19 protein-coding genes and 2 pseudogenes are annotated in these 23,156 nt (G+C 63.3%); 8 read left to right on the top strand and 13 right to left on the bottom strand.

All coding sequences use genetic code 11. The features are described from left to right. Window positions 1-113: 113 nt before the first annotated feature. Entirely contained in the window at window positions 114-566 is a 453-nt protein-coding gene (locus G6N15_RS12120; RefSeq protein WP_083088288.1) for a universal stress protein, read from the bottom strand. 210 nt (window positions 567-776) lie between these two features. Between G6N15_RS12120 and G6N15_RS12115 the strand changes: the two genes are divergently transcribed. After that, window positions 777-2,789: a glycoside hydrolase family 172 protein gene (locus G6N15_RS12115; protein ID WP_083088287.1), complete on the top strand. Its 2,013-nt coding sequence runs from the start codon at window positions 777-779 to the stop codon at window positions 2,787-2,789. Between the two features lie 10 nt (window positions 2,790-2,799). On the opposite strand, the pseudogene G6N15_RS23235 reads toward G6N15_RS12115, so the two are convergent. The 4 genes and pseudogenes from G6N15_RS23235 to G6N15_RS12095 form a co-directional block, all read right to left on the bottom strand. Beyond that, a pseudogene (locus G6N15_RS23235) lies at window positions 2,800-3,042 on the bottom strand (VapC toxin family PIN domain ribonuclease); the annotation flags it as partial. Window positions 3,043-3,490: 448 nt separating this feature from the next. After that, complete coding sequence (locus G6N15_RS12105; RefSeq protein ID WP_232070214.1) at window positions 3,491-3,880, bottom strand: PIN domain-containing protein; 390 nt, start codon at window positions 3,878-3,880, stop codon at window positions 3,491-3,493. Window positions 3,881-3,907: 27 nt separating this feature from the next. Further along, window positions 3,908-4,150, bottom strand: a complete 243-nt coding sequence (locus G6N15_RS12100) for a type II toxin-antitoxin system Phd/YefM family antitoxin (protein WP_083088285.1) — start codon at window positions 4,148-4,150, stop codon at window positions 3,908-3,910. A 474-nt stretch (window positions 4,151-4,624) separates the two neighbouring features. Then, entirely contained in the window at window positions 4,625-5,317 is a 693-nt protein-coding gene (locus G6N15_RS12095) for a YwaF family protein (protein ID WP_083088284.1), read from the bottom strand. Window positions 5,318-5,443: 126 nt separating this feature from the next. Here G6N15_RS12095 and G6N15_RS12090 point away from each other — a divergent pair, with 126 nt between their 5' ends. Then, window positions 5,444-6,604, top strand: coding sequence for an FIST signal transduction protein (locus G6N15_RS12090; protein WP_163748055.1), 1,161 nt, complete (start codon window positions 5,444-5,446; stop codon window positions 6,602-6,604). A gap of 227 nt (window positions 6,605-6,831) precedes the next feature. Here the strand turns inward: G6N15_RS12090 and G6N15_RS12085 are convergent, their stop codons facing one another. Then, window positions 6,832-7,239 carry a hypothetical protein gene (locus G6N15_RS12085; protein ID WP_083088693.1) on the bottom strand — a complete coding sequence of 136 codons (408 nt, stop codon included), beginning with the start codon at window positions 7,237-7,239 and terminating at the stop codon, window positions 6,832-6,834. A 290-nt stretch (window positions 7,240-7,529) separates the two neighbouring features. On the opposite strand from G6N15_RS12085, the gene G6N15_RS12080 reads away from it, so the two are divergent. Next, window positions 7,530-9,050 (top strand): molybdopterin-dependent oxidoreductase, encoded by a 1,521-nt coding sequence (locus tag G6N15_RS12080; RefSeq protein ID WP_083088701.1) that lies wholly within the window; start codon window positions 7,530-7,532, stop codon window positions 9,048-9,050. A 3-nt stretch (window positions 9,051-9,053) separates the two neighbouring features. Here the strand turns inward: G6N15_RS12080 and G6N15_RS12075 are convergent, their stop codons facing one another. The 4 genes and pseudogenes from G6N15_RS12075 to G6N15_RS12060 form a co-directional block, all read right to left on the bottom strand. Next, window positions 9,054-9,254, bottom strand: coding sequence for a hypothetical protein (locus G6N15_RS12075; RefSeq protein WP_083088692.1), 201 nt, complete (start codon window positions 9,252-9,254; stop codon window positions 9,054-9,056). A gap of 19 nt (window positions 9,255-9,273) precedes the next feature. After that, a pseudogene (locus G6N15_RS12070) lies at window positions 9,274-10,201 on the bottom strand (TIGR03564 family F420-dependent LLM class oxidoreductase). 133 nt (window positions 10,202-10,334) lie between these two features. Next, the gene (locus tag G6N15_RS12065) at window positions 10,335-10,727 is read right to left on the bottom strand and encodes a type II toxin-antitoxin system VapC family toxin (RefSeq protein WP_083088691.1); all 393 of its coding nucleotides are present in this window, start codon (window positions 10,725-10,727) and stop codon (window positions 10,335-10,337) included. After that, window positions 10,724-10,993 (bottom strand): hypothetical protein, encoded by a 270-nt coding sequence (locus G6N15_RS12060; RefSeq protein WP_083088700.1) that lies wholly within the window; start codon window positions 10,991-10,993, stop codon window positions 10,724-10,726. Before G6N15_RS12060 ends, G6N15_RS12065 begins: the two co-directional genes overlap by 4 nt. A gap of 115 nt (window positions 10,994-11,108) precedes the next feature. Here G6N15_RS12060 and G6N15_RS23230 point away from each other — a divergent pair, with 115 nt between their 5' ends. Further along, window positions 11,109-11,393, top strand: a complete 285-nt coding sequence (locus tag G6N15_RS23230; RefSeq protein ID WP_232070213.1) for a hypothetical protein — start codon at window positions 11,109-11,111, stop codon at window positions 11,391-11,393. Next, a complete protein-coding gene (locus G6N15_RS12055) occupies window positions 11,393-12,088 on the top strand; it encodes a hypothetical protein (protein WP_232070212.1) in 696 nt (231 codons plus the stop codon). Before G6N15_RS23230 ends, G6N15_RS12055 begins: the two co-directional genes overlap by 1 nt. A gap of 154 nt (window positions 12,089-12,242) precedes the next feature. Here G6N15_RS12055 and G6N15_RS12050 read toward each other — a convergent pair whose 3' ends face one another. Then, window positions 12,243-12,557: a nucleoside triphosphate pyrophosphohydrolase gene (locus tag G6N15_RS12050; RefSeq protein ID WP_083088690.1), complete on the bottom strand. Its 315-nt coding sequence runs from the start codon at window positions 12,555-12,557 to the stop codon at window positions 12,243-12,245. Window positions 12,558-12,627: 70 nt separating this feature from the next. Here G6N15_RS12050 and G6N15_RS12045 point away from each other — a divergent pair, with 70 nt between their 5' ends. Continuing rightward, window positions 12,628-13,704, top strand: a complete 1,077-nt coding sequence (locus G6N15_RS12045; RefSeq protein ID WP_232070211.1) for an HNH endonuclease — start codon at window positions 12,628-12,630, stop codon at window positions 13,702-13,704. Window positions 13,705-13,716: 12 nt separating this feature from the next. On the opposite strand, the gene G6N15_RS12040 is transcribed toward G6N15_RS12045, so the two are convergent. Together G6N15_RS12040 and G6N15_RS12035 are read right to left on the bottom strand one after the other, a co-directional pair. After that, entirely contained in the window at window positions 13,717-14,100 is a 384-nt protein-coding gene (locus G6N15_RS12040) for a hypothetical protein (protein ID WP_083088688.1), read from the bottom strand. Continuing rightward, window positions 14,063-16,822, bottom strand: coding sequence for a DEAD/DEAH box helicase (locus tag G6N15_RS12035; protein WP_083088687.1), 2,760 nt, complete (start codon window positions 16,820-16,822; stop codon window positions 14,063-14,065). The genes G6N15_RS12040 and G6N15_RS12035 overlap by 38 nt, the downstream gene beginning before the upstream one ends. 124 nt (window positions 16,823-16,946) lie before the next feature. On the opposite strand from G6N15_RS12035, the gene G6N15_RS12030 reads away from it, so the two are divergent. Further along, complete coding sequence (locus tag G6N15_RS12030) at window positions 16,947-20,357, top strand: helicase-related protein (protein ID WP_083088686.1); 3,411 nt, start codon at window positions 16,947-16,949, stop codon at window positions 20,355-20,357. Beyond that, on the top strand, window positions 20,357-23,155 hold the full coding sequence (locus G6N15_RS12025) for a DUF1156 domain-containing protein (RefSeq protein WP_083088685.1): 2,799 nt from the start codon (window positions 20,357-20,359) through the stop codon (window positions 23,153-23,155). The genes G6N15_RS12030 and G6N15_RS12025 overlap by 1 nt, the downstream gene beginning before the upstream one ends. Window position 23,156: the final 1 nt, after the last annotated feature.

Below are 23,156 nucleotides of genomic sequence, written 5' to 3'. Positions count from 1 at the left end.
AGCCGTTGCCGATAACTACCTGCGCCAGCGTAGCCGAACGCACCCTGTTCTTATGCCGGGGCTGGCCAACCTGCGACACCCGGGCAGACAACGATCACTCGGCGGGCTCTCGATCAGCCGGTGGTGTGGACGATCAGCACATCGATCTTGGCCTTACTGGCCAGAGCCCCGGGGATCGAGAACACCCGTCCGACGATCGCCGATCGCGCGTTGAGCCCCACATTGCCGACCACCAGCAGATCGGCCCCGACCTCCTCGGCCAGGTCCACGAGCGCCTGGACCGGAGCATCTTGAATCGGCCGGTCCTCGATGTCTTTGGCCCCCGCCGCCTTGGCGCGATCGCGGGCATCGCGCAACATCTCGTAGATCGGCGCGGCGCCGCTCACCAGGTAGCTTTCCTCGCGCAGGACATCGGCCGCGCGCGGGTCCTCTTTGGGCGGAGAGTAGCCGGTCGCAATGATGAGCTTGGCGTTCGACTCGGCAGCAATCTCGCCCGCGCGCTCGACAGCACGCAGTGACGACTCCGAGCCATCAGTGCCGACCACCACAGTCTGATAGGCCGTCATCTGCCCTCCGCAGCGTCGTTTGGGTGCCTACCGCAGACACTAACGCTCCACGGCATTCGGACCGGACAATTCGCGTAATGCATGCGGCGCTACCCAACCTGCTGGAACCGTGCAACCGTCGCGCCGGCCACCCTGCCGAACCAGTACGGGAAATCCCCAGAAACCGTAGCCTGTGGTGCTGTGCCGGTGGCTGCTCGGGCGTTGTCTGCGATGTTCGCGGTGCTGCTGGTCGGGGTGGTTGCTGGCGGGACCGCGCACGCCGAGCCGACTACTGCCGAACCCGGCGCCAGACTGGTGGGCTGGGACACCTACCGCCGACTGGATCGGTTGCCGTATCTGAGCGCCGATACCCAGACCTTGCAGGTGTCGAGCTTCGATCGCAGCGGCGGTGATTTCGACGTCTCCACCGGTAACCGCAACGGCACCGGCGGGTGTCTGGCGCCCGGCGGCGCAGGGTGTGTCATCGCCGAGGATCGCGGTGCCGGAGAGGTGGATTCGATCTGGTTTACCCGCGACGGCGGCAATGTGCGCGCGATCGGGACGATCCGCGTCGAGCTGGACGGGCAGACGGTGATCGACGCACCCTTGCAATCGGTGGTCGACGGCGCGCTGGGTGCGCCGTTCGTGTGGCCGCTGGTGGCCAACGCCGCGCAGTCGCCGGGCGGCGTGTACATCAAGGTGCCGATGCCGTACCGGACGTCGATGCGGATCAGCGTCGCAGCGAATTTGGAGTACTACCACGTCGACTATCGCCAGTTTTCCAGCGGTGCCGGGGTGACCACGTTTTCGGCCGCCGACCCCGCGCTCGACGTGCTGGCCACGCTGCGCGCCGCGGGCACCAGCGACCCGAAACCGGCCGCACGCACCGCGACGCATATCCATCGGGCTGTCGAGCTTGCTGCCGGTGCTGGGCAGACGATCGCGGAATCGTCTGGGCCCGGTCTGGTTTCGGCGCTGCACCTGTGGCTGCCAGAACCGGCGGATCCACTTCTGACCGGGTTGCGGCTACAGATCGAGTTCGACGGCCACACCACAGTCGACTCGCCGCTTGGGGAGTTCTTCGGCGCCGGGCTGGGCGCCACCAGCGTGCGCTCGCTGATGTTCGCCGCGATCCCGCAACCCGGCGGCGCGTTGGCGTTGTCGGCTTGGTGGCCAATGCCGTTCGCCCGCACGGCGCGCGTCACGCTGCTCAACACGACCGGCAATCCTGTAGCGGGGATCGACAGCGATGTCGCGATCGCACCCGACCCGCAGTGGGGGCCCGCGCTGGCCAGTGGCCGCGCCGGCTACTTCACCGCACGCTCGCATACCGGGCCGACGACCCCTGGCCAGGACTGGGTGTTCGCCGATGAACATGGGCACGGCAAATTCGTCGGCGTCAGCCACACCATCCGTGGTGCACCGATCAAAACGTCGTTCAGCGACGCCGCCCCGTACTTTCTCGAGGGAGCCGAACGCGTCTACACCGACGGTGCCGCGTCGCCGCAGTGGTATGGCACCGGCACGGAGGACTTCTACGAGGGCGGCTGGTACTTCAAGGGCGGCACGCACTTCAGCGATCCGCTCACCGGCCAACCCGATCAGCGCACGGCGGCCGGTGGATGTGCGGGCTACTGTGTGGCCGCCTATCGGTTGATGTTCGCCGAGGCTATCGACTACCACTCGGCGCTGCGGTTCGGCATCGAGCATGGGAAACGCAACATGGTCGAACCTGATTACAGCTCAACGGCTTTCCTGTACACCCAACCGGACGACACCGTTGCTCCCAGCGACGACGTCAACCCCGGCGATCCGATCGGCCGGCTGCTGCACGGCTACACCGACGACGCCGCCGCCGACCAATTGCTGGTCAGCGAGTATGAGGGCAGCGACGACAACCGCCCGATCGTCGGACTGGTCCGCAGCACCACCGCTGCGATCACGTTCGACGTCGCGGTCCGTCCGGACAACCACGGCCTGCTGCTACGCCGCACGTCGGACCAAGCAAACGGATTTCAATCAGCAGACGTTGCGGTCGACGGTGTGCGCGCCGGGACGTGGTTGCAGCCGCGCAGCAACAGCATTCATCGTTGGCTGGATGACACCTACCTGGTGCCAGAGTCGCTGACCGCGGGCAAATCCCGCATCACGGTCACGCTGAGGCCGACCGCTCACTCGCCGCCCTGGACGGCCAGCCGCTACCACGTAGACACACTGACGGGGCTGTCCGATCCGCGACAGTGAAGCGGCTCAGCTACGTGGTGAGCCGGAGCCGCTCGACTGGTTGCCCCGTCATTTGTGCTATCAGTTCAAAGTCCTTGTCCAAAGCCAGAACTGTCAGACCAGATATTTCGGCGAGGGCGGCGACGAGAAGATCCGGGACCGATGGTCCACGATGCTTACCACGATCGGCCAGCAGCAACTGCACCTCAACCGCGCGATCTTCTACTGCTGGGGTGAGGTACTGCACTGGCATCAGGGCAAGTGGCGGTGAGACGGACTCAGTGTGTGCTTCGGCCGCGCTTCGGAACGTTCGACCCGCTGGCTACACGTGAACTATTGCTGCATGGCTGCTTAATAAAGTCGCGTTTCTGGAGCAACAGGAGAGTCGTATCACAGGTTCTCGATGACCAAATGACCCTGAGTTTTTGCAAGTCGCGCCGCCGCTAGACGGCGCACGGCCGCGACCGCGGCCAAACCCGGGGCCACAGGCTCTAAAAAAGGCGGACTCATTCATCGGGGGCACGCCACCAGCGCCTCGGCGAGCGGCTGAGCGGAAGGCGATGCGCTGCAGGCGTTTACGGAGTCGATGGCGCTGTTTGTCAAAATGAGCCGCATTGACAGGCGCGTCACGTCTCTCACACCGGTCACGTCACCGGACCACTAGGCGAAATCTCTGCCTAATAGCGGCTTCAGCGACAAGCTGGTGTGAGCAGCGTTGGTGGTCACTCGCTCGCACGTGGATCAAGCTGCTGAACCTGCGATGGATGGCGAACGTCGACGAGATCGCCAATGATCTGAAAGTCGCCGGTGTTGTGGGTGAGGAGAGGCACGCCCTGAATGTTCGCGGTGGCAGCGATTACGAGATCGATTGAGCGGCGCCGGGGCTGGCCGCCCCGGTTACTGACGGCGGCTGACAGCCGACTCCACTCTCGCGCGATCTCGACCGTGATCGGAAACGGGTCAAACGCCGATTCGATTGCGCCCAGCCGCTCGGTACGAAGCGCCCGTTCATCATCGTCGCTGGTGACAAGGACACCAAAATGGAGTTCGGCAATCGAAGCGACGCTTATCGCGGCCTGGACGTGCGAGGGCGGTTCGTCTCCGATCAGCACCGAGGTGTCAAGGACCGCGCGCATCCGCTACTCGAACGGGTTGACGATCGAAGCTGGGAACCGCTCAAGGTCTGCCCCAAGCGTTTTCGGGGCCGGGCCATGCCAGACCGCGCGCAACGCCGGCCCGCTGACCCATCGCCTGTGCATGGCTGGCCCAAGCTGCGCCACCGGCCGGCCTGCAACGGTGATCGTGATCTCCTCGCCTGCTTCTGCTCGGCGCAGCACCTCGCCGACGTTGTTGCGCAGTTCTTTTTGCGGAATGGTCGCCATAGGGCCCATGGTAGCAGAATTGCTACCATGGGCGTGCCACTTGCCTGCGCATCACGGGAGCGTTCCTACCGTCTCTGGTGAACGGCGGCTGCTTCAGCAGAGCCTGTTCGTTAACGCGAACTGCCAAGCACGGCTAGCTGACGACATAGCCCAGCTCAGCAACGATCTTCAGCGGGGGTTGCTCAGAAGCATTGATGGACGCTAAGAGTCACTGATCGGCGCGTATTTCAACGCATCCCGTACGAGGTGTGGCCGGCCCGCAGAACCACATCAAATCTCGGCACATACGGCGTCTACGACATATTCAAAGTTCACTGCGGCGGAAGGGATGTGGGATGAGAAGGCTACGGCTCATGTTTTGAGATGTTGCCGGTGCGAAGCCGCGGCGACGCGGATGGCTGGCCTGGATTGTGCCGGCGTGGTGATTCTGGCCGGATAGTCCACCCGGTATCCGACGCGGGCGGAGATTTCGGCTTAGCGTGCTGTTCGCTGCCACGGCCAGGTCATCAGGGCCCACACGACGAGGATGAGCACGGCCGCCGTCAGGATGTACACCGGCCACGGGCCCAATGCGTCCAATAGGGATGCAGTGCGGGGCTTTCCGTTGAGGAAGCCGTAATTGGTTCCCGCGATGCTGTTGAACGTGAAGGTAGCTGCTGCCCAGCCAACGGTGACTATGACCGCGAAGCGGTAGCTGCGCCAGGTGGGCCGTCTTCTGCGACCCCACGTGAGATAGATGGCTGCCCAGACGACAAGCAGGTGAATCGCCCAGAACCCGAGGAACTGGTAGTTGGGGAAATCCGGGCTCTTTAGAACCGGTGAGATCAACGCCTGGGTGCTCAACGTCAGACCCCAGTAGTAGGTGAGTGCGAAGGCCCAGTGTCGCTGCGACCACAGCGCGTAGGCGGCCGCGACGGTCGCAAGATCGGTCAGGCGAAGTGGGACCGACTCGCTGATGGTCGGCGGCACCAGTGAATAGACCAGCATCACGCCGTAGATCGCGGCCGTCACCGCCCCAAGGATGCGGCCCAGGCGCCGGGCTTGCGATTCGGTCTGCGAGCGTCCGACCCAGACGAGAAGCGCTGAACCGACCGCGAACACGGCGATGACAGCCCAATACGACGGGCCGTACGCCGTGAACTCTCGTTGCGCCAAGAACAGTCCCATCAACTCCGCCGTTCGGTAATTGCCTAGTCAGGGTGATCCAATTGTCGCCTCCGAACCGACCATGACCGTCGGTACGGCTGCGGCCTTGAACGTTTCGTTGCGCCCCGGGCGGCGCATCATGGAAGGGTGCGGATCGGCGTTGGGGTTTCCACCGTGCCCGGTGGGCGGAAGGCCGCGGTGGAAGCTGCGGAGCTGGCGCGCGACGGGCTCGCCGGTAAGGCGCCGTCGCTGGCGGTGCTGTTTGCGTCGTGGTCGCACAGCGACGAGGCGGTGGGCATTCTCAACGCGGTGCAGGAGACGGTCGAGCCGCCGGCATTGATCGGGTGTGTGGCCCAGGCGGTGGTCGCCGACAGGCGGGAGATGGAGAACGCGCCCGCGGTGGCGGTCTGGCTGGCGTCCGGCCTGCCCGCCGAGACGTTCGAGTTGGACTTCGTCGCCACCGGTTCGGGTGGCCTACTCACCGGGTACCGGTTCGAGCCGGCCGGGAACGATTTGCACGTGTTGCTGTCGGACCCATACACCTTCCCGTCGCATCTGCTGGTCGAGCACCTGAATAAGGACCTGCCCGGAACGACAGTGGTGGGCGGTCTGGTCAGCGGCGGGCGGGCATCCGGCGAGACCCGGCTGTTTCGCGACCGGCACGTGCTCAGCTCCGGGCTGGTGGGCGTGCGCCTGCCGGCCAGGCAGGCGATCCCGATTGTGTCGCAGGGTTGCCGGCCGATCGGCCACCCGTACATCGTCACCGGCGCAGAAGAGGACGTGGTCACCGAGCTGGGCGGCCGCTCGCCGCTGCAGCGGCTGCGGGAGATCGTCGAGGAGCTGCCGCGCGGCGAGCAGGAGGTAGTCAGCCGCGGCGTGCAGATTGGGATCGTCGCCGACGAGCACCTGACGGCTCCGGGCCAGGGTGACTTCATCATTCGCGGGCTGCTGGGCGCCGATCCCGCATCCGGGGCGATCGAGATCGGCCAGGCTGTCCCGGTCGGCGCCACCGTGCAGTTTCAGGTGCGTGACGCGGTGAGCGCCGACAAGGATCTGCGGCTGGCTGTCGAGCGGGCCGCCGCCGAGGCGCCCGGGCGTCCGGTCGGCGCGCTGTTGTTCGCCTGCAACGCGCGCGGGCGACGGATGTTCGGGGTGGCCGACCACGACGCGTCGACCATCGCCGAACTGCTTGGCGGGATTGCGCTCGCCGGTTTCTTCGCCGCCGGGGAAATCGGCCCGATCGCAGGTCGCAACGCACTGCACACATTTACCGCCTCGATGGCGTTGTTCGTCGACGACGCGAAATGAGCTGGTGCACCGGCTCATTGGCGCGCGCGTCACAACTGTCACCCAGCCATCGCTGGGGATCCAGTATGCAAAGTGCCCGGCTACGAGCGATTTTTCATCGGCAAGTACCCGCATTAGTCGCGGCAAAGCTCGCGAGAGCCTTTGGCTATCAACGCATCAAAGTGTTGGAAAACGCCGTTGAGAACGGTATCGCTAAGACAGGCACCGCTCGGGAACCATCGCCAGAGCTAATCTTTCGCTCGCTGTCCCGCCTCGTTGGGATCGTCCCCTCCACCCTCGCCCGGCGACGGTTCGCCGACGAGCCGACTCAAGACAGAGGCTCCCGGGATGCTGGACATGGCCTTGGACACGTCGTTGCCCGCGGCGACAAGCGCTTCCAGCTGCGGCAGTAAACGGTCCATGGTTCGAACCATGGGGTCGGCGAGCGCCATGTACCTTTCCGCGCGGTCGATTGTCGCGTTGAGGCGCTCGGTCGCGACCGCGAGATTCTCCAGTAAATCCGGCAATTGCGCAGCAATCTGAACCGACGCACGCGGGATACGCATAGTACCGCTGGCGACCGCTTGCGCCGTCTCCACAGCAGATTGCGCGGCAGATTTGTTGTCGCTCTGGCGCACACCCTTCGAGCTGGCCATATCACTAATCTTGCCGTACACCGACCAAGCTGTCATTGCTTTGCTGCTAGCTGACAGGCGGGACCGCGATCGGCTGGCCGGTCTTTCACAGCACTACAGCCTGATTGCGGAGGCACCCAGAGATTGCGGCTAACTTTCGAGAGTCTCGAAACTCGTCTGTTTCCAGACAAACTGGGCACGACGGCAGCATGCCGGTGTCACCGGTTCGTCTGCACCGCAAGGTTTTTGCGGTCGTCGAGGGAAACGCGAGTACAGTAGCTCCGGTGGCTATCGCCTCGTCCAATGAGCGGATGATCGCCGGCGTCGCCGCCGCGTCCGTCTCACTCGGGGTGGCCCAGCTGGTGGGCATCCCGTTCGGCGCAGGGGCCGATGCCCGTACTGCGATCGGCTCAGTGGTCGTCGACCTGACACCGGGGCCCATCAAAGAGTGGGTGATTCAGACCCTGGGCTCTCTGGACAAACTCTTCCTGGCCGTCGTCGTGCTGGTGGTGATCGCTACGATCGCTGCAATCGCCGGGACCCTCGAGACTCGGCGCCGCCCGCTCGGCAGCGCCGCGATCGCCGCGGCGGGCATTCTGGGATGCATCGCAGTGCTGTCCCGGCAGGGTGCGACAGCACTCGACACGATCCCCACCGTCGCCGGTGCTGCCTGCGGCGTGGCGGCCCTACGCTTGCTCACCCGTCGGTTCTGGGCCGGCCCCGGAGATCCGGAAGACAGAGCCGACCACGACGAGCCGGATGCCGGCAGGCGCAGGTTGGTCATGTTCGGATTGCTCGGATTCGGACTAGTGAGTGGCGTGGTGGGTGCGGCCATGACGCGGTTGGTGCATTCGGTGGCTGCTGACCGCAACAGCTTCGCGCTTCCCCACCCCCGCACATCGGCACCACCAATATCTCCTGATGTGCAACCGAAAGGCGTTGCGCTACCGAGCTTTGTCACCGCCAGCGCCGACTTCTACCGGGTGGACACCGCACTCAGTGTTCCCCAACTCAGCCAGAGCGACTGGCGGCTGCGCATTCACGGCATGGTGGACCGCGAAGCCACCTACAGCTTCGACGACCTCGCCCACTTCGACGTCGTCGAAACGGTGACGACGCTAACCTGCGTGTCGAACCCCGTTGGCGGCAACCTTATTTCGACGGGCGTCTGGACAGGCTACCGGTTGGCTGACCTGCTGGCAGTGGCCGGTGTGCACGCGGACGCCGATATGGTGCTCTCCACATCGATCGACGGGTTCACCGCCGGCACGCCAGTGCAGGCGCTCACCGATGGCCGCGACGCGCTCCTGGCGGTCGGCCTCAACGGGCAGCCGCTGCCGATCGAGCATGGCTACCCCGCCCGGCTGGTAGTAGCCGGACTCTACGGGTACGTGTCAGCCACCAAGTGGGTCGTCGAGATGGAGCTGACCCGCTTCGACAGAGCAAAGGCGTACTGGACACGGCAGGGCTGGGCACCGCGTGCACCCGTCAAGACCGAGTCACGGATCGACGTGCCGAAAAGCGGTCAGAAGGTGCCGATGGGGCCGGTGGTGTTTGGCGGCGTCGCGTGGGCACAAAACCGTGGCGTGCGGGCCGTGGAGGTCCTCATCGACGATGGCGTATGGCAGCCCGCGCAACAGGGCGCGAGCTATTCCAACGAGACGTGGCGGCTGTGGAGCTTCCCCTGGCACGCGAAAAGCCCTGGTAAACACACCATCACCGTGCGCGCCACCGACAACACCGGCGCTACCCAGACGGAACATCGGGTGGGTAGCGTCCCGGACGGCGCCACCGGCTGGCACACGGTGGACTTCACCGTGGCCGAGACATGAGCACTATTTCGACGACAGTTTGCGCCAACTGAACACCGCAACCACGATGCCGATCACCACCGTGATCGGACCAATGATCGACCAAGTCGTGGTGTTGCTCATCGGGCTACCACCAAGCACTCCGAAGCCCTGGAGCGCCCATATTAGACCGAATACTGCGATGATCAGCCCGACCGCGAATGTAACGACGAAAGCCCTTCTCATATAGGGGATGCTATGCGCATCAGCGGTAATCGCGCAGAAGCTTCCGTGTGCGGGCACGGCCGCCGTCGGATGCGTCGAAGGGATAGCCGACGAACTCGTCGACACCGGCGTCGTGCAGCTCGTCGATCCGTTGCGTCACTGACTTTTCGTCGCCGATAAGCGCTGCATCCTGGGGGTCGCGGTACCCCTCGCGATCGAGCATCGCGCGGTATGACGGCAATTGCCCATAGACCGCGAACTGCTCTGCGGCTCGTGCGCGGAGGGCGTCGACGTCATCTGTGACCGCTATGGGCAGCGAGGCGGCTACCTGCACCTCGCCCTCCGAGCGACCCGCTTCCGCGGCGGCGCGATGAAGTGTCGGGCCGACGTGTTCAGCCAAGGTCTTGGGTCCGGTCATCCAGGTAACCGTCCCCGCACAACGTCGGCCCGTCAGCCGCAGCATCTGCGGGCCCAGCGCTGCGATGTGTACCGGCGGCGCAGGCGCGTTGGGGATACGTATTTCCCGCGGGTTGTCACGGTTTCACCGGTCGCGTTGGCCGCCTTTCCATTGAGGAGCGGCAGAAGGCCATCGAGGTATTCACTGAGTCGGCGCACAGGCTTGTCCCAAGGAATACCCCACATTCCCTCGGAGACCATGCGGTGGGTCATGCCCAACTTGAGTATGAAGCGACCACCGGAGATCAAGCTGAGCGTGAGGGCGCGCGCTGCGCCAACAACATAGGGTACTGATTCTGAATCGGCAGCACACCGGTTGCTACCTCGATCGCGTCCAACTTCCCGCAGCTCGACCGCGAGCACCGTCAACACATCGGCTTGCCAGGGCATCTGCGAAACCCATACGCGCGCCGGAATCCCTCATCCCGCAGCTGCGCCAGTTCCGTTACAAAGTCATCGACCAGCGACCGGCTCGGGTCCTCGCCGAGAAAGCAATTCACGCTGATTCGCATTGATCCTCCAATCCTCTGACGCCGCGTCGGCGCGCTCAGTTCACAATGGCCGAGCGCCGAGGCTCGTTCAGCCGATTTCGCCGATCAGCTCCATCGTTGGATGAGCACACCGACACCGGCCGGCGAGGCCCGGCTACGGCTGGCCCGTCGCAACGGGCAATCCGAGCTCGGCTGCTCGAGCGGCGAGTTTGTCGTCGAAGGTGGCGATCGCGGCGTTGTACTGTTCCGCGCTGTAAAGCACGCAGCAGTCCGGCATCTTCAAACTGGTTGTAGCGCGCAACTCACCGAGACGGCGAGCAGCGCTGGCCGGAAGTTCCAGGCTCTCGATCTGCAACCGCGCCAGCAGCTGGTGAAGCCGGTCGGCTTGTGCGGCCCGGGCGGCACCGACGTAGACCTCCGCGAGGGTGATCACGCTGGCGGCGAACGACTCTGCCGCGTGCGCCGCGAGCAGTGCGGTGGCTTCGGCGTGGTGGGCGTCGGCTGGCTCGAAATGACCGATCAAAATGCTGGCATCGAGAATGATCACTCGGGCCAGTCCTCACGCAGCTCCCTGAGATAGGCACTTCCGAAGACGCCGGCCAGCGCGCCACTGGTATTTTCGACCGCTCGGCGGCGTGCGCGAGTGCCTGCAGCATCGTTGTGGGCGAGGGTATTCCGACCAACCAAGATGAGTTGGCGCAGTAGCGCGCCCGGCTTGTGGGCAAGGTCGGGCCAGGTGCGGCGGGCGATCTCCAGTGCGTTCCTGATCTCGTCGGTCTCGGTGATGGCGTGGCGCCGGCGCTGGGTCGGCATCGTCATAGTGTAACACCCACCTGATCGGTGTAACACTTCCCCGAGCATGGTCAGAGTGCGCCCCGAGCTTGCGAGCACGCCGCACGATGTCAGTCACCGCGGCTACATTTCGGTCATGAAGCGCTCCTCGCGTCATCGCAGCACCGCACCGGGTGTCGCAGTCTTCTTCGCCGTGCTCCTGATCATCGGGCTGATCGTGAAGTTCTTCTGGTCGTTGATCGCGGCGGCCGCGGTGGCCGGGCTGTTCTTCGCGGCCCGCGCCGTTGTCCGCAAGTGCGTGAGCGCCGGGCTGGTGCCGCCCGCGAGGCAGAGGAAATCGCGTACCGCGCAGACCGCCAAAACCAATGGGCTCGGCGCGGGGACAGCCGAGGTACCTACGGCGTCGCGGGCGCCGAGCTGATGCGCTCGATCGCACCCGAGCCGCCGCCACTGACCCCCGACGCGGACGACTCGGAAATCAAGATCGCCGCCGTCGCCGACACCAAAGACGGATTGGCCAAGCTGCTCGCCGACAAGACGCCGGGATGGCGCTGGGCGGCGTTCGCCTCGGTGCTGGTGCTGCGGCGCGCGGCAGTGCAGTCGCGGCTGCGCGATTGTCGGCTCGGCTATTCCCCTTCGACACGTCTTCGCGCATACAGCGGCTTGGAGGTCGGGCGGTTCGTTACCGAGTGCATGGAAGAAATGGTCCAGTTGGTTGGCCAGGTCGAAGCGTTCATGCTCACGCCCGCATTCATGGAGGTGTTCGGAAGTCGCACCGATGAAAGCACCGCTGACGCCGACGGCATCGTGCAGGTGGCCAACCGGCTGATGGATTATCACGACCGCTTCCTCGAGTTAGCCGAGCACTGCCGCGATTTCGCGGTGCCGTCGCAGTACACGGAGCTGATGCGCGACGTGGGCGAGCTGGTGAACATACCGCTCGACTCCTACTGCACGTTCATCGACGACTTCGTCGAACGCATCGGTGAGATGCCGGAGCTGATGCGCTACGGACGGGGCACCATCGAAGCCGATCCTGTCGTGCTGCATATGTCTGTCGATGACCGGCTGCTGAAGCGAATCACCCAACAGCTACGGACAGCTGCCAAGTCTTGACCGCCTAGCCGCCACCGCGGTAAAGAGGCAGGGCCGCGGGCTACCGCCATCGCCACCTCACCGCGCAGGTCCGAGATCGGTGCACTGCCGCGCAGATGGATGGCGTTGCTGAGCAGAATGACATTAGGACAAGGCTCTGTGGCTAGTCGTGCAGCTACGGCTGGATGCTCTCCAGCCAGAGACGCTTGCCGAATCCTCCTCGTTCGCTGCGTTTGCGTTGCGCCGCATCGAGAATGCTGCCGAAGCTGGCGCCCTGGTCACCGGCAATCGCGGTGAGGACTTCGACGATGTCGGCGGCCTCATCGATGACGGCCTCAGGGGTCGACGCGGCGAAGAGCTCGTCAACCTCTTCACGCAACTTGTCGTGCAGCGCTTCTCGGTACTGGCCCGGGCGCAGGGTCTTCACATGAGGTGTGCGCCCAGAGGCCCGGATAAGGTCGGGCACTTTGTCACGAACGAGCTTGCCCACTTTGTCACTCTTCCTCGCAATAATGCTGTGGTGCAGTTGTATCTCGCCGCTCCGACATCGACGTTGCGCCGTGGACGGTGACACGGCCGACCCGCTTCTGCTCGGGCAGCGGGTAGTCGCCATCCTGGAGACCGGCCTGCGAACGGCCACCTACAAGCTGGCCACGTTGATGGCGTTGATCGACCACTGCGTCGAGAACATGCCCGAGCGGCCCGCCGATGTTCTGCCGGTGCCGATTCCCGATCTAGCGCATCGCGTGCTGGAGATCTACTGGCCGCAAGTGCGCCCATTCGACGGCCATGAATTGCGCCAATCCACGCAGCCGCGTGCACGGATCCTCATCGCCACCAATGCGTTACGTGAGGCAGCCGGGGTTAGAGGCACCGCTCTGTCGGTGGACATCGCCAGGCTACGGGCGCCCGCCGCATACCGAAGCGCCATCGAAGAGATCACCCTGTGCCTTGCGCAGCAGCCGCTGCATCGGCTGCAGAAACTTCCCGGCTCTTCGACGAGTGATTCCTTTCTGTACGACGACTCATTCCTCCACGACCACGTCTCGCGGTCGACGCTGCGCGCCCATGGCGACGCGATCGAACTCAAACCCGGTGTTGCGCATGGTCTTGCCCGGCTCGCTGGGCTGCTCAAGGCGGCGCTGGAGATCATGTGGGTCGACGATGTGCGACGGATGAACAAGTTTCTTTACGCTGAGGTGCCCGACGTCGCGGGCCATCTGTTCGGTCGTGAACGCACCGATCTGGCAGCAGTCCGCGGGCCGTTCAAGGAGGCGTACGGGCCGCACTGCTTTTACTGCGGCGCGCATCTGCCGGTGAACAATCCGGTCGACCATGTGCTCCCGTGGTCGCTAGTCGGTATCGACGGCTTGGCCAATCTGGTGCTCGCGTGCGCCCGTTGCAATGGTGACAAGAGTGGCGCGCTGCCGGCGGTGTCGATCGTCGACCGGGTGCTCGACCGGGACCGAGAGGTGCTGGAGCAGATCGCGGCCGAGATTCAGTGGCCGACGCAGCGCGACCGTGTCGTGGCCGCCGCGCGAGGCATCTACCGCGCGCAGCCCGCCGGCGTCCCGACATGGACAGGTTACAAGCAGAGCGAGCGGCTCGATATCAGCTTCCCACCGTCATGGACGTGATCCATATTTGTGCTAAGACGGTTCAGCGCGAATCAACTCGAGGACAATCGGGCGGCTCGAGCGGATGACGACATCAGGGAACTGTGCCAGCAAAGCACATACAAAGGCGGAGCGCTTCACGTTCAGCTCGTTGAGCAGCTGACTGTGAGTCAACTCGCCCTCCCGGCGGAGATGTTCCCACGCGGCAACAATCATCCATGCGGGAACCATCTGTGGGCCGGTCCCCCGACGGTCCGAGCGCAAGGTCTCAACAGAAAGCCCTGAACGGTCGATCGACACGATGCGGTTTGGACGCTTGTTGCTGACTGTCGGTATCTCGTCGCCAGGTTCGACCACCGACCGCACAAGATCTAACAACTCATCGCCAAGTTCGATTGTTTTCCCGTATTCGGTCATTTCCCTCCGGCCGGGGTTGAACATGAATCGCGTGCTGCCTACCTTCCCTGGGTGATGCGCCACCCGGGTCACCATTGCCCGTCGGCTCAGGTCGGGCGAACAGCCGCTCACGCTCCGCAGCGATGACTTCACGGGCGAGCTCAGCCTCAGAAATGTCGAAAGCTTCCGGTGCACTTTCCGCCGTTTCGCTGACGCGCGCGAACTCCTCGAACAACTCGCTCTTGCGGGCCAGGATTTCACGGATCCTCTGGTCGACGCCATCTTCGGACAAGAGACGATGGACTTGTACCGATGCCAGCTGACCCATGCGCCTCGCGCGTGCGATAGCTTGCCATTCCATAGTTGGCTTCAGCTGTGGCTCGCAGATGACGACCACGGAGGCTGCTTGGATGTTTAAGCCGACGCCGCCCGCGACGACTTGGGCGACAAGCACCGCACCGTGCCCGGCAGCAGAGAAATCGTCAATCATCGTCTGCCGCTTGATCGGAGGAACAGAGCCCGTCAACGGACCAAACACCTTACCGGGCAATACGCGAACAACATGGTCTAGGACACTGCGGAAGTAGGAGAAGACGACGACCCGTCGACCGTTGTCCTCGGCCTCTTCAACAATCTCGTTGAGCCGCTGCATCTTTATCGACTTGCTGCCCTGAATTATCGCCGCTTGGCGCATCGCCATGAAGTTTCCTGCTGCCACCGCGTCACGATAGGCAGCACGATCCTCGTCGGACAGCGCAAGCCATTCGTCGACCTCAACCAAGTCAGGTAACTCGGTTAACACATCTTCCTGATTGCGGCGCAGGTACGCTGGCGCCACCTGGCGCCGAAACTTCCTCGGAGCAAGCTCGTTGGCGTCGACCAGAAGCTCTGGCCGTAGATAGCTCACCAGATTGCGGAATTCGTCTATCCGATTCTCCAAGGGCGTTCCAGTGAGTAGTACAGCGCGCTCGCACGAGTTCACCAGCGAGACCGAATTCCGCGTACGCACTGCATCAGGATTCTTGATGTAGTGTGCTTCATCGATTACGACGCAGGCCAAATCATCTAGGCCGGTGGCGTTTTGATGGAGCCAGGGAAGAGTTTCGAAGGTCGTAATCGCAACGCCGCCGTTGCGCATCCAGCTCCTTGCAGACGCCGCACGATCCACCCCGTGGAGGCGATGTGCGCGCAATGTGGATTTGGATGAGACCTCTCGAACCCAGTTGGTGACAACAGCGGCTGGGCATATCACTAGAAAGTGGTGGAGTCCTTTCGCTCGCACGTGAGCAACGACTGCAAGCGCCTCCACCGTCTTCCCCAAGCCCATCTCGTCGCCAATGATCACTTTGCGTTGCACCAGCGCGAAGCGCGCACCGAAGCTCTGATAGCCACGTAACGAAGCCGACAGGTACTCGGTCTTGAGTTCAAGAGCACGAACAGCCTGGACGATTTCGTCCGGGAGGTCGCCATGAACCTTTTCCGCGTCCTCAGTGATGAAACCCAGCTCGGCAAGCAGAGCGAAGTAATCAGCCGGTCGAGCGAGAAAGTCATCCCACGGGTCGCACGCCATCGCCGGCCCCTGCTCCTCGGAGATCCGTTGGGCGCGATCCACAACTGTGTCGATTGACTTGCAGAGTTCCTTAACCGACCAGTACGGCGCGCAAAATACGACCGCGTGAGTCACCGGCCGATCGATCGATTTGGCAAGTGCATTGAGCTCGTGAGCGAGGTCGAGCTCGGCTGTACCGCCGATGCTCTTGCGGACTGCATCCCATACCCGCAGGCGCCGCAACAGCTCGGTCGCCTCGGTGGTCCGGTTCTTGATGTCAATGCGTGCGGGCATCTCATCATAGGTTGTTTGCCACAGGGTCTGCGCAGCGCCACGGATACGGGTGGCGAGCGTTGGGCCGATACCCGGCAGGTTCTCCAGCCATCTGTACTCCATCACCGCTTTTACCGTGGACAGCCCGGCGTCAGTCAAGGGCCCGATACGGATCTTGTCCCTGGTCGCCTCCTTGAGGCGGTCAACCGCCATGTCGGCAAGGAAACGTTCGGTCTCTGCCCGGCGGACCGTATTGCCCGCGTCGATCGCCGCGGCGCGGCAGCGGGCTTCTTCTGCGGCGGCTCCCTGAAGCTTTGCGATCGCTTGGCCTAGTCCTGCGAAAACACTGGCGGGGATCACCTCAGCGGAGCCGCCGAGGTCGGCGAGCCGGCGAGCCAAACCTACTCGGTCCGCCAGTGCATCGGCGACCGAGGTTTGGCCTGCGACCGCCTTGTCGTCCTGGCGGGGGAGGCGCCTAAGTTGCTCGGGAATGCCGCTGCTGAAGAACCAGTCCCGATATTTGGTAAGGAATTCGACGGCTTGGTGACCCTGATCCCGCCTGCCGCTGCCGCTGAAGAACCGTTGGGCGGTGGTGACGGCCTTTACGTCGTGCAGCGCGGCGGCAACGTCCCCGGTGAGCTGCGCAAGCGCCCGGTCAAGGCCTTTTGAGAGGGGCGCGAGGTTTGCGTGGCGCGCGATGTCGCGTAGCCTCTCCGCGTCCTTGGCCCGAAGCAGCATCACCCGCCACGCGACCTTGTCCCTGTGGCGAATCTCGATGACCGCGTGGCGAAGGGCCGCTTCAGCGGCGTCCGCTGTTTTGGTGACTTCGGCTCGCTCGGCACGGACAGCGCTTGCCAGCATGACCCAACCGGACAGCACCTTAGTCATGGCGCGTAGCTGCTGCCGTTCGTCGCGCTTCATTGACCTCACTTCGCACGGGAAAATGGTCCGCAGACTAGCGGCCCGTCCCGACAATGGCACAAGCGTCCCCATTTGTCGGGGTTATCGACTAACGTGGTGCGGCTATCGATGGGGGAGGGTCAGAATGCTTCTGGAAGAACTCAAGCCGGGGCTGCGTATCGACGGGCTCATCCCGGCTGAAGTCGTAACGGTCATTGCTGCGCAGTGGCATGGGACCGAAGCGTTAGAGCTGACCTACAAGACCACTCCGGGCGCGCTGGGGCAGCAGGTAGTGTTCCGAAGAGACCAGGACAAACTCAGCATCGCGCAGTCCGGCAGCCGCCCCTTCGACGCGAACGCTTCGGACTTCAAGCTGGTGGCCGAGGCCCAGCGCATCACCCTGGCCGGGTTGTTCGACCCGATGCTGGCGGTCGCCACCAGCGACGTCCGCCCACTTCCGCACCAGATCCGGGCGGTCTACGGCGAACTGCTTCCCCGGACACCGCTGCGGTTCCTGCTCGCAGACGACCCCGGCGCCGGCAAGACCATCATGGCCGGCCTGTACATGAAGGAGCTGGTCCTGCGCGACGACGTCAAACAGTGCCTGGTCGTTGCCCCGGGCGGGCTGGTCGAGCAGTGGCAAGACGAGCTGTTCTTCAAGTTCGGGCTGCGCTTTGACCTGCTGACCAATCAGCTCATCGACGCCAACGTCAACCTCAACGTTTTCGACACCAACCCGCTGCTGATCGCCCGGATGGATCAACTGTCGCGCAGCGAGGAGCTGCAGGCTCAACTCAAAGACACCGAATGGGACCTGGTGATCGTCGACGAAGCGCACCGGATGGGCGCCCACTACTTCGGCGGCAAGCTGGAAAAGACCAAGCGCTTTCAGCTCGGGGAGCTTCTCGGCTCGATCACACGCCATCTGCTGCTGATGACGGCCACACCGCACTCGGGTAAGGAGGAGGACTTCCAGCTGTTCTTGACTCTGCTGGACCGCGACCGCTTCGAGGGCAAGAACACCAAGACCGCCGACACCAGCGGGATCATGCGCCGCATGGTCAAAGAGGATCTGCTCACCTTCGACGGCAAGCGGCTGTTTCCGGAGCGCATCGCCGAGACAGTGCCCTACGAGCTGACCGCCCTGGAATACGACCTCTACGAGCAGGTCACCGCCTACGTGCGGGAAGGGATGAACCGCGCCGACCGGATCGGCGGCAAACGCAAGAACACCGTCGGGTTCGCGCTGACCGTGTTGCAGCGCCGCCTGGCATCCAGCCCGGAGGCCATCTACAAGAGCCTGGTGCGCCGCACTGAGCGGCTGACCCGCAAAAAGCAGGAGATCCTCAACGGCACCTACGTCGAGAACGAACCCAGCATCAATCTCGAGAGCCTCGATGCCGACGAGTACAACGCCGAAGAGGTCGAGGAACTCGAAGAAGAGTTGCTCGACGCGGCCACAGCTGCCCAGACTGTCGACGAACTCGACGCCGAGCTGCGCGAACTTGCCGCACTCACCAAGGTCGCCAAGCAGGTCCGCGATCTGGGGACCGACCGCAAGTGGACCGAGCTGAGCAAGATCCTGCAGGACCACGCGCTGACCACCGACAAGAACGGATGGCCGCGCAAACTCATCATCTTCACCGAGCACCGCGACACCCTCGACTACCTGACCGGCAAGATCCGCTCACTACTGGGCAAACCCGATGCCGTGCAGGCGATTCACGGCGGGGTCCGCCGCCGCGACCGCCGCCAGATCACCGAGGAGTTCACCAAGAACCGCGACTGCCAGATCCTGCTCGCCACCGACGCCGCCGGCGAGGGCCTCAACCTGCAGGCCGCACACCTGATGGTCAACTACGACCTGCCGTGGAACCCCAACCGCATCGAGCAACGCTTCGGCCGCATCCATCGCATCGGCCAAGAAGAGGTGTGCCGGCTATGGAACGTGGTGGCCACCAACACCCGCGAAGGCGACGTATTCGCCCGACTCCTGGAAAAAATCGAGGAACAGCGCAAAGCTTACGGCGGCAAGGTTTTCGACGTGCTCGGCCAGGCGTTCAGCGAGACACCGCTGCGCGATCTGCTCATGGAAGCGATCCGCTATGGCGAACTGCCCGAGGTCAAGGCCAAGATGCATCAAGTCATCAACGAACGCGTGGCCGAGGGACTCAAGGAAGTGCTCGAGGAGCGAGCCCTGGCCACCGACCACCTCGCCGAAGCCGACCTGGCCACCCTGCGAGCAGCGATGGACGAGGCCCGCGCCCGCCGGCTACAGCCGCACTACATCGAGCTGGCATTCAAAGCGGCGTTCACCCGGCTGGGCGGTCGCATCGCCAAACGTGAACGCGGCCGCTACGAGATCGCCAACGTGCCCGCGCATATCCGCGCCAGCAAGCACGGACCGATCGCCACCCGATACGACCGGGTGACCTTCGATCTCGCCTACGTTGAATCCGAAGAATTGACGCGTGCTGATCTGCTCGCGCCTGGGCACCCACTGCACGACGCGGTGATGGACGAGGCCGTCCGAACGCTCGGCGGCAGGCTCAACAGCGGAACCGTGCTGGTGTCTTCGACGTTGGAGGAGCCGCAGCTGCTCGTCGGGGTGATCGAGGAGGTCGCCGACGCTACTGGGGCGGCGGTGTCGCGGCGCTTCGGCTACGCCTACGTCGACAGCTTCGGCACCGTCACGCCCGCTGGGCCGGCGCCGTATCTGGACTGTGTCGCCGCGCCGGACACGCCGGTTGTCGCCGCGGCGCGTCAACTGCCGTGGCTGGCCGAGGGCGAGGACAAAGCAACCAGTTGGATCATCGCCAACCAGCTTCCCGAGTATCTCGCCGAGGTGCAGCCCCGACGCTCGGCCGAGCTGGGGAAAACGCGTGAGTTGGTCACCAAACGGCTTGAAGGCGAACGGGACCGGCTGCTTCTGGATGCGGCGGTCGCGGCCGAAAGGGAGCGGGCGGGCGAGAAGCCGAAGGAGTCTTCGGAGAGTCTCAACCGCAAAGCGGTCGAATTGGACATGCGGCTGCGCAAACGCCTGGAACTGCTCGACCAACAGGCACTGATGTCCACCAAACCGCCACACATCTTGACTGCGGCCCTGGTTTTGCCGCTGAGCATGCTGGAAGCCGATGTCCCGTCGGCGGCACCCATCCATGCCACGGAGACTAAAGAGGTTGAGCGCCGCGGTGTCGAACTAGTGCTCGCCCGCGAGCGTGAACTCGGTCGCAAACCGGTCGAACAGCCCTTCGCTAACAAGGGTTTTGATGTTCTGTCCACCGCGCCCAATGGCGACACCTACCGCATCGAAGTCAAAGCCCGCCTCGACGGCGCCAAGGACTTCTTCGTCACCCACAACGAAGTCATGGTCGGCAAGAACGCCGTTCCGCGTTACCGGCTAGCGCTGGTACACGTTGATCCACGTGGACCGCAACACGATCAAGTCCGTTACTTGGATGACCCGTTCGCCACCACCGACCTCGGCGACTTCGAAGCCACCGGCATTCGGGGCGACTGGGACAAGACCTGGGCCAAGGGAAGAGAGCCGTTCTGATGACTGAGCTCTATAAGCGCAAATTGATCGAGGTGGCGCTGCCGCTGGAGGCGATCAACCGAGAGTCCGCCCGCGAGAAGTCAATTCGTCACGGGCATCCCTCGACACTGCACCTATGGTGGGCGCGCCGGCCATTGGCGGCGGCCAGGGCGGTGCTTTTCGCCCAACTCGTGGACGACCCATCCGCTCACCCGGAGGAGTTCCCCACAGAGGGGCTGCAACGCAAGGAACGTGAACGGTTGCACTCGCTCATCGAGCGACTTGTCGTGTGGGAGAACACGCGCGACGAGAAACTGCTCGCCGAAGCCCACGCGGAGATTGTTAAGTCCTGTGACGGAAACCCACCGCCGATCCTCGACCCGTTCGCGGGCGGGGGCACCATTCCCCTGGAGGCTCAGCGTCTCGGATTGAAGGCCCACGCATCGGATTTGAACCCAGTCGCTGTCCTGATTAACAAGGCGCTCATCGAGATCCCGCCCAAGTTCCGCGACCAGCCGCCGGTGTTCCCAGGCCTCGCCGAGTCCGAGATCCGTTCATGGAAAGGCGCAGAAGGCCTCGCTGCAGACGTGCGCGCATACGGTCAATGGGTCCGCGACGAGGCCGAACGCCAGGTTGGGCACCTCTATCCTCAGGCAATACTTCCGGACGGCTCGAAGGCGCCAGTGGTCGCATGGATTTGGGCCCGGACTGTGAGGTGTCCGAATCCCCCATGCGGTATACGTATGCCATTGGTGCGATCCTGGTGGCTTGCCAAGAAGAAAGGGAAGGAAGCCTACGTCGTTCCAACTGTGGCTGCGGGCGCCGTAAGGTATAGCGTCGAAAATGATCCGAAGGCGGCGCCGACTGCCGATCAAGACGGTACGGTAGGTCGAACCGGGGCGAGGTGCATCTCCTGTGGAGCTGCCGTGCCGCTGAAGTACATCAAGGCCGAAGGCCGCCTTGGGCGGTTGGGTTCGGACTTAATGGCGTTGGTAGCGCAAGGTCCTCATCAACGCATATACCTACCGCCTTCGCCCGAAGACGAGGCGTGCGCAAACGTCGCCGTACCATCTGAAGTGCCTGAGGGAGAGGTGTTCGACTGGCCCGGCTGCATCAATGTGTACCGGTATGGCATGACAAAATTTTCGGATTTGTTCACACCTCGGCAGCTGACGGTTCTATGCACGTTGAGCGATGTCGTAGTTGAAGCCCGCGAGGTTGTGCTCCGCGATGCAATCGCGGCAGGTCTGCCCATGGGGGACCGTATTGAGATTGGCGGGACTGGCGCTGCGGCATATGCCGACGCGGTCATGACCTACCTTGGAATGGCGGTCAGCAAGTGTACGAACGTGACGTCTTCGATCACGAGTTGGATGAGTGATAGAGGCGCATTTCGCGAGGTATTTGCTCAACAAGGTATATCACTTCGCTGGGACTACGCCGAGTCGAATCCACTCGGTACAAGCGGCGGTTCGTGGCTTACCGTGATCGACAAGGCCGCAAAGGTGATCTCAACGCTTACAGCTGGGCCAGTACCGCAAGTGATTCAAGCGAACGCCGTATCCGCATTCAAAGGTGGACCGCTACTATCGACCGATCCGCCATACTATATAAATATTGGCTACGCAGACGTGTCGGATTTTTTCTACGTCTGGCTGCGACGCGTTCTACGCGCCACATGGCCTAAATTGCTTGCAACAATGCAAGTTCCGAAGACAGACGAGCTCGTAGCCAACCCATTTAGACACGGCGGTAAAGATGCGGCGCGCAATTTCTTTGAAGAAGGGTTCAAACGCGTGTTTCAGGTGGCACGTCACCATGCCTTAACTGACTTTCCAATTGCGGTTTTCTACGCCGTGAAGCAGGCGGAAGCGTCCGGGGAGGGCATGGAGTCGGCTGGCTGGGAAACGATCCTCGAGAGCATGATCCATTCTGGTTGGATGATCACGGCTACTTGGCCTATGCGGACCGAAGGCAGTGGTCGTTTGATGGCGAAAGATCAGAATGCACTTGCCTCGTCGATCGTTCTCGCTCTAAGGCCACGGCCAAGTGGTGCGCCCGTCATCGATCGCCGGGAATTCATTGCGGCCGTGCAGGAGGAGCTTCCCGGAAGGTTGCGGGAGCTCCAACTTGGTGCAGTCGCGCCGGTGGATCTGCCGCAGGCGGCGATTGGACCTGGCATGGCAGTTTTCTCGCGCTATACCTCGGTTCTGGAGGCTGACGGCTCGAGGATGACGATTCGGTCTGCGTTAGCCCGCATCAACGAAATCCTTGATCATGTGCTTAACGAACAGGAAGGCGACTTCGTCTCGACTACACGATTCGCGATCGCTTGGTACCGCCAGCATGGCTATGGCATAGGCAAGTTCGGCGATGCCGACAACCTGGCGCGCGCTCGCAACACGAGCGTTGACGGCATGGCCCGGGACGGAATCCTCACCTCTCGTGGGGGGAAGGTCCAACTAATCAAGCCCGCTGACTTGAGTTGGGATTACGATGTCGTCGCCGACTCCCGCGTCAGCAACTGGGAAGTCCTGCACCATGTGATCAAGGTTCTCGAACGAGACGGCATTGCGGCAGCCGGTGACTTCTTGGGTACCGCGCTAAGGCGAGCCGACAGCATTGTCGATGCCGATCTCGTAAAGGAGCTGGCTCACTTGCTTTTCCGCATCGCGGAGGGAAACGGCTGGACTAAGGATGCTTTGAGTTTCAACAACCTCGTGACGAGCTGGCCCGAAATCCTCGATATCACCCGCAGCGATGTGAATGAACACCTAAACACCCAAAGCTCATTCGACTTCAATGAAGAGGACGACTGAC

The organism is Mycobacterium noviomagense (assembly GCF_010731635.1).
GTDB lineage: Bacteria > Actinomycetota > Actinomycetes > Mycobacteriales > Mycobacteriaceae > Mycobacterium > Mycobacterium noviomagense.
The sequence above is the reverse complement of the archived record's forward strand: the minus strand, read 5'-3'. Positions and strand labels throughout refer to the sequence as shown.

Excerpts from the sequence above, each read along its gene's own strand:
- G6N15_RS12120 (WP_083088288.1), bottom strand. The coding sequence starts at position 566 with ATGACGGCCTATCAGACTGTGGTGGTCGGCACTGATGGCTCGGAGTCG.
- G6N15_RS12115 (WP_083088287.1), top strand. The coding sequence starts at position 777 with ATGTTCGCGGTGCTGCTGGTCGGGGTGGTTGCTGGCGGGACCGCGCAC.
- G6N15_RS12100 (WP_083088285.1), bottom strand. The coding sequence starts at position 4,150 with ATGGCGACCATTCCGCAAAAAGAACTGCGCAACAACGTCGGCGAGGTG.
- G6N15_RS12095 (WP_083088284.1), bottom strand. The coding sequence starts at position 5,317 with ATGGGACTGTTCTTGGCGCAACGAGAGTTCACGGCGTACGGCCCGTCG.
- G6N15_RS12085 (WP_083088693.1), bottom strand. The coding sequence starts at position 7,239 with ATGGCCAGCTCGAAGGGTGTGCGCCAGAGCGACAACAAATCTGCCGCG.
- G6N15_RS12080 (WP_083088701.1), top strand. The coding sequence starts at position 7,530 with ATGATCGCCGGCGTCGCCGCCGCGTCCGTCTCACTCGGGGTGGCCCAG.
- G6N15_RS12075 (WP_083088692.1), bottom strand. The coding sequence starts at position 9,254 with ATGAGAAGGGCTTTCGTCGTTACATTCGCGGTCGGGCTGATCATCGCA.
- G6N15_RS12060 (WP_083088700.1), bottom strand. The coding sequence starts at position 10,993 with ATGCCGACCCAGCGCCGGCGCCACGCCATCACCGAGACCGACGAGATC.
- G6N15_RS23230 (WP_232070213.1), top strand. The coding sequence starts at position 11,109 with ATGAAGCGCTCCTCGCGTCATCGCAGCACCGCACCGGGTGTCGCAGTC.
- G6N15_RS12055 (WP_232070212.1), top strand. The coding sequence starts at position 11,393 with ATGCGCTCGATCGCACCCGAGCCGCCGCCACTGACCCCCGACGCGGAC.
- G6N15_RS12040 (WP_083088688.1), bottom strand. The coding sequence starts at position 14,100 with ATGACCGAATACGGGAAAACAATCGAACTTGGCGATGAGTTGTTAGAT.
- G6N15_RS12035 (WP_083088687.1), bottom strand. The coding sequence starts at position 16,822 with ATGAAGCGCGACGAACGGCAGCAGCTACGCGCCATGACTAAGGTGCTG.
- G6N15_RS12030 (WP_083088686.1), top strand. The coding sequence starts at position 16,947 with ATGCTTCTGGAAGAACTCAAGCCGGGGCTGCGTATCGACGGGCTCATC.
- G6N15_RS12025 (WP_083088685.1), top strand. The coding sequence starts at position 20,357 with ATGACTGAGCTCTATAAGCGCAAATTGATCGAGGTGGCGCTGCCGCTG.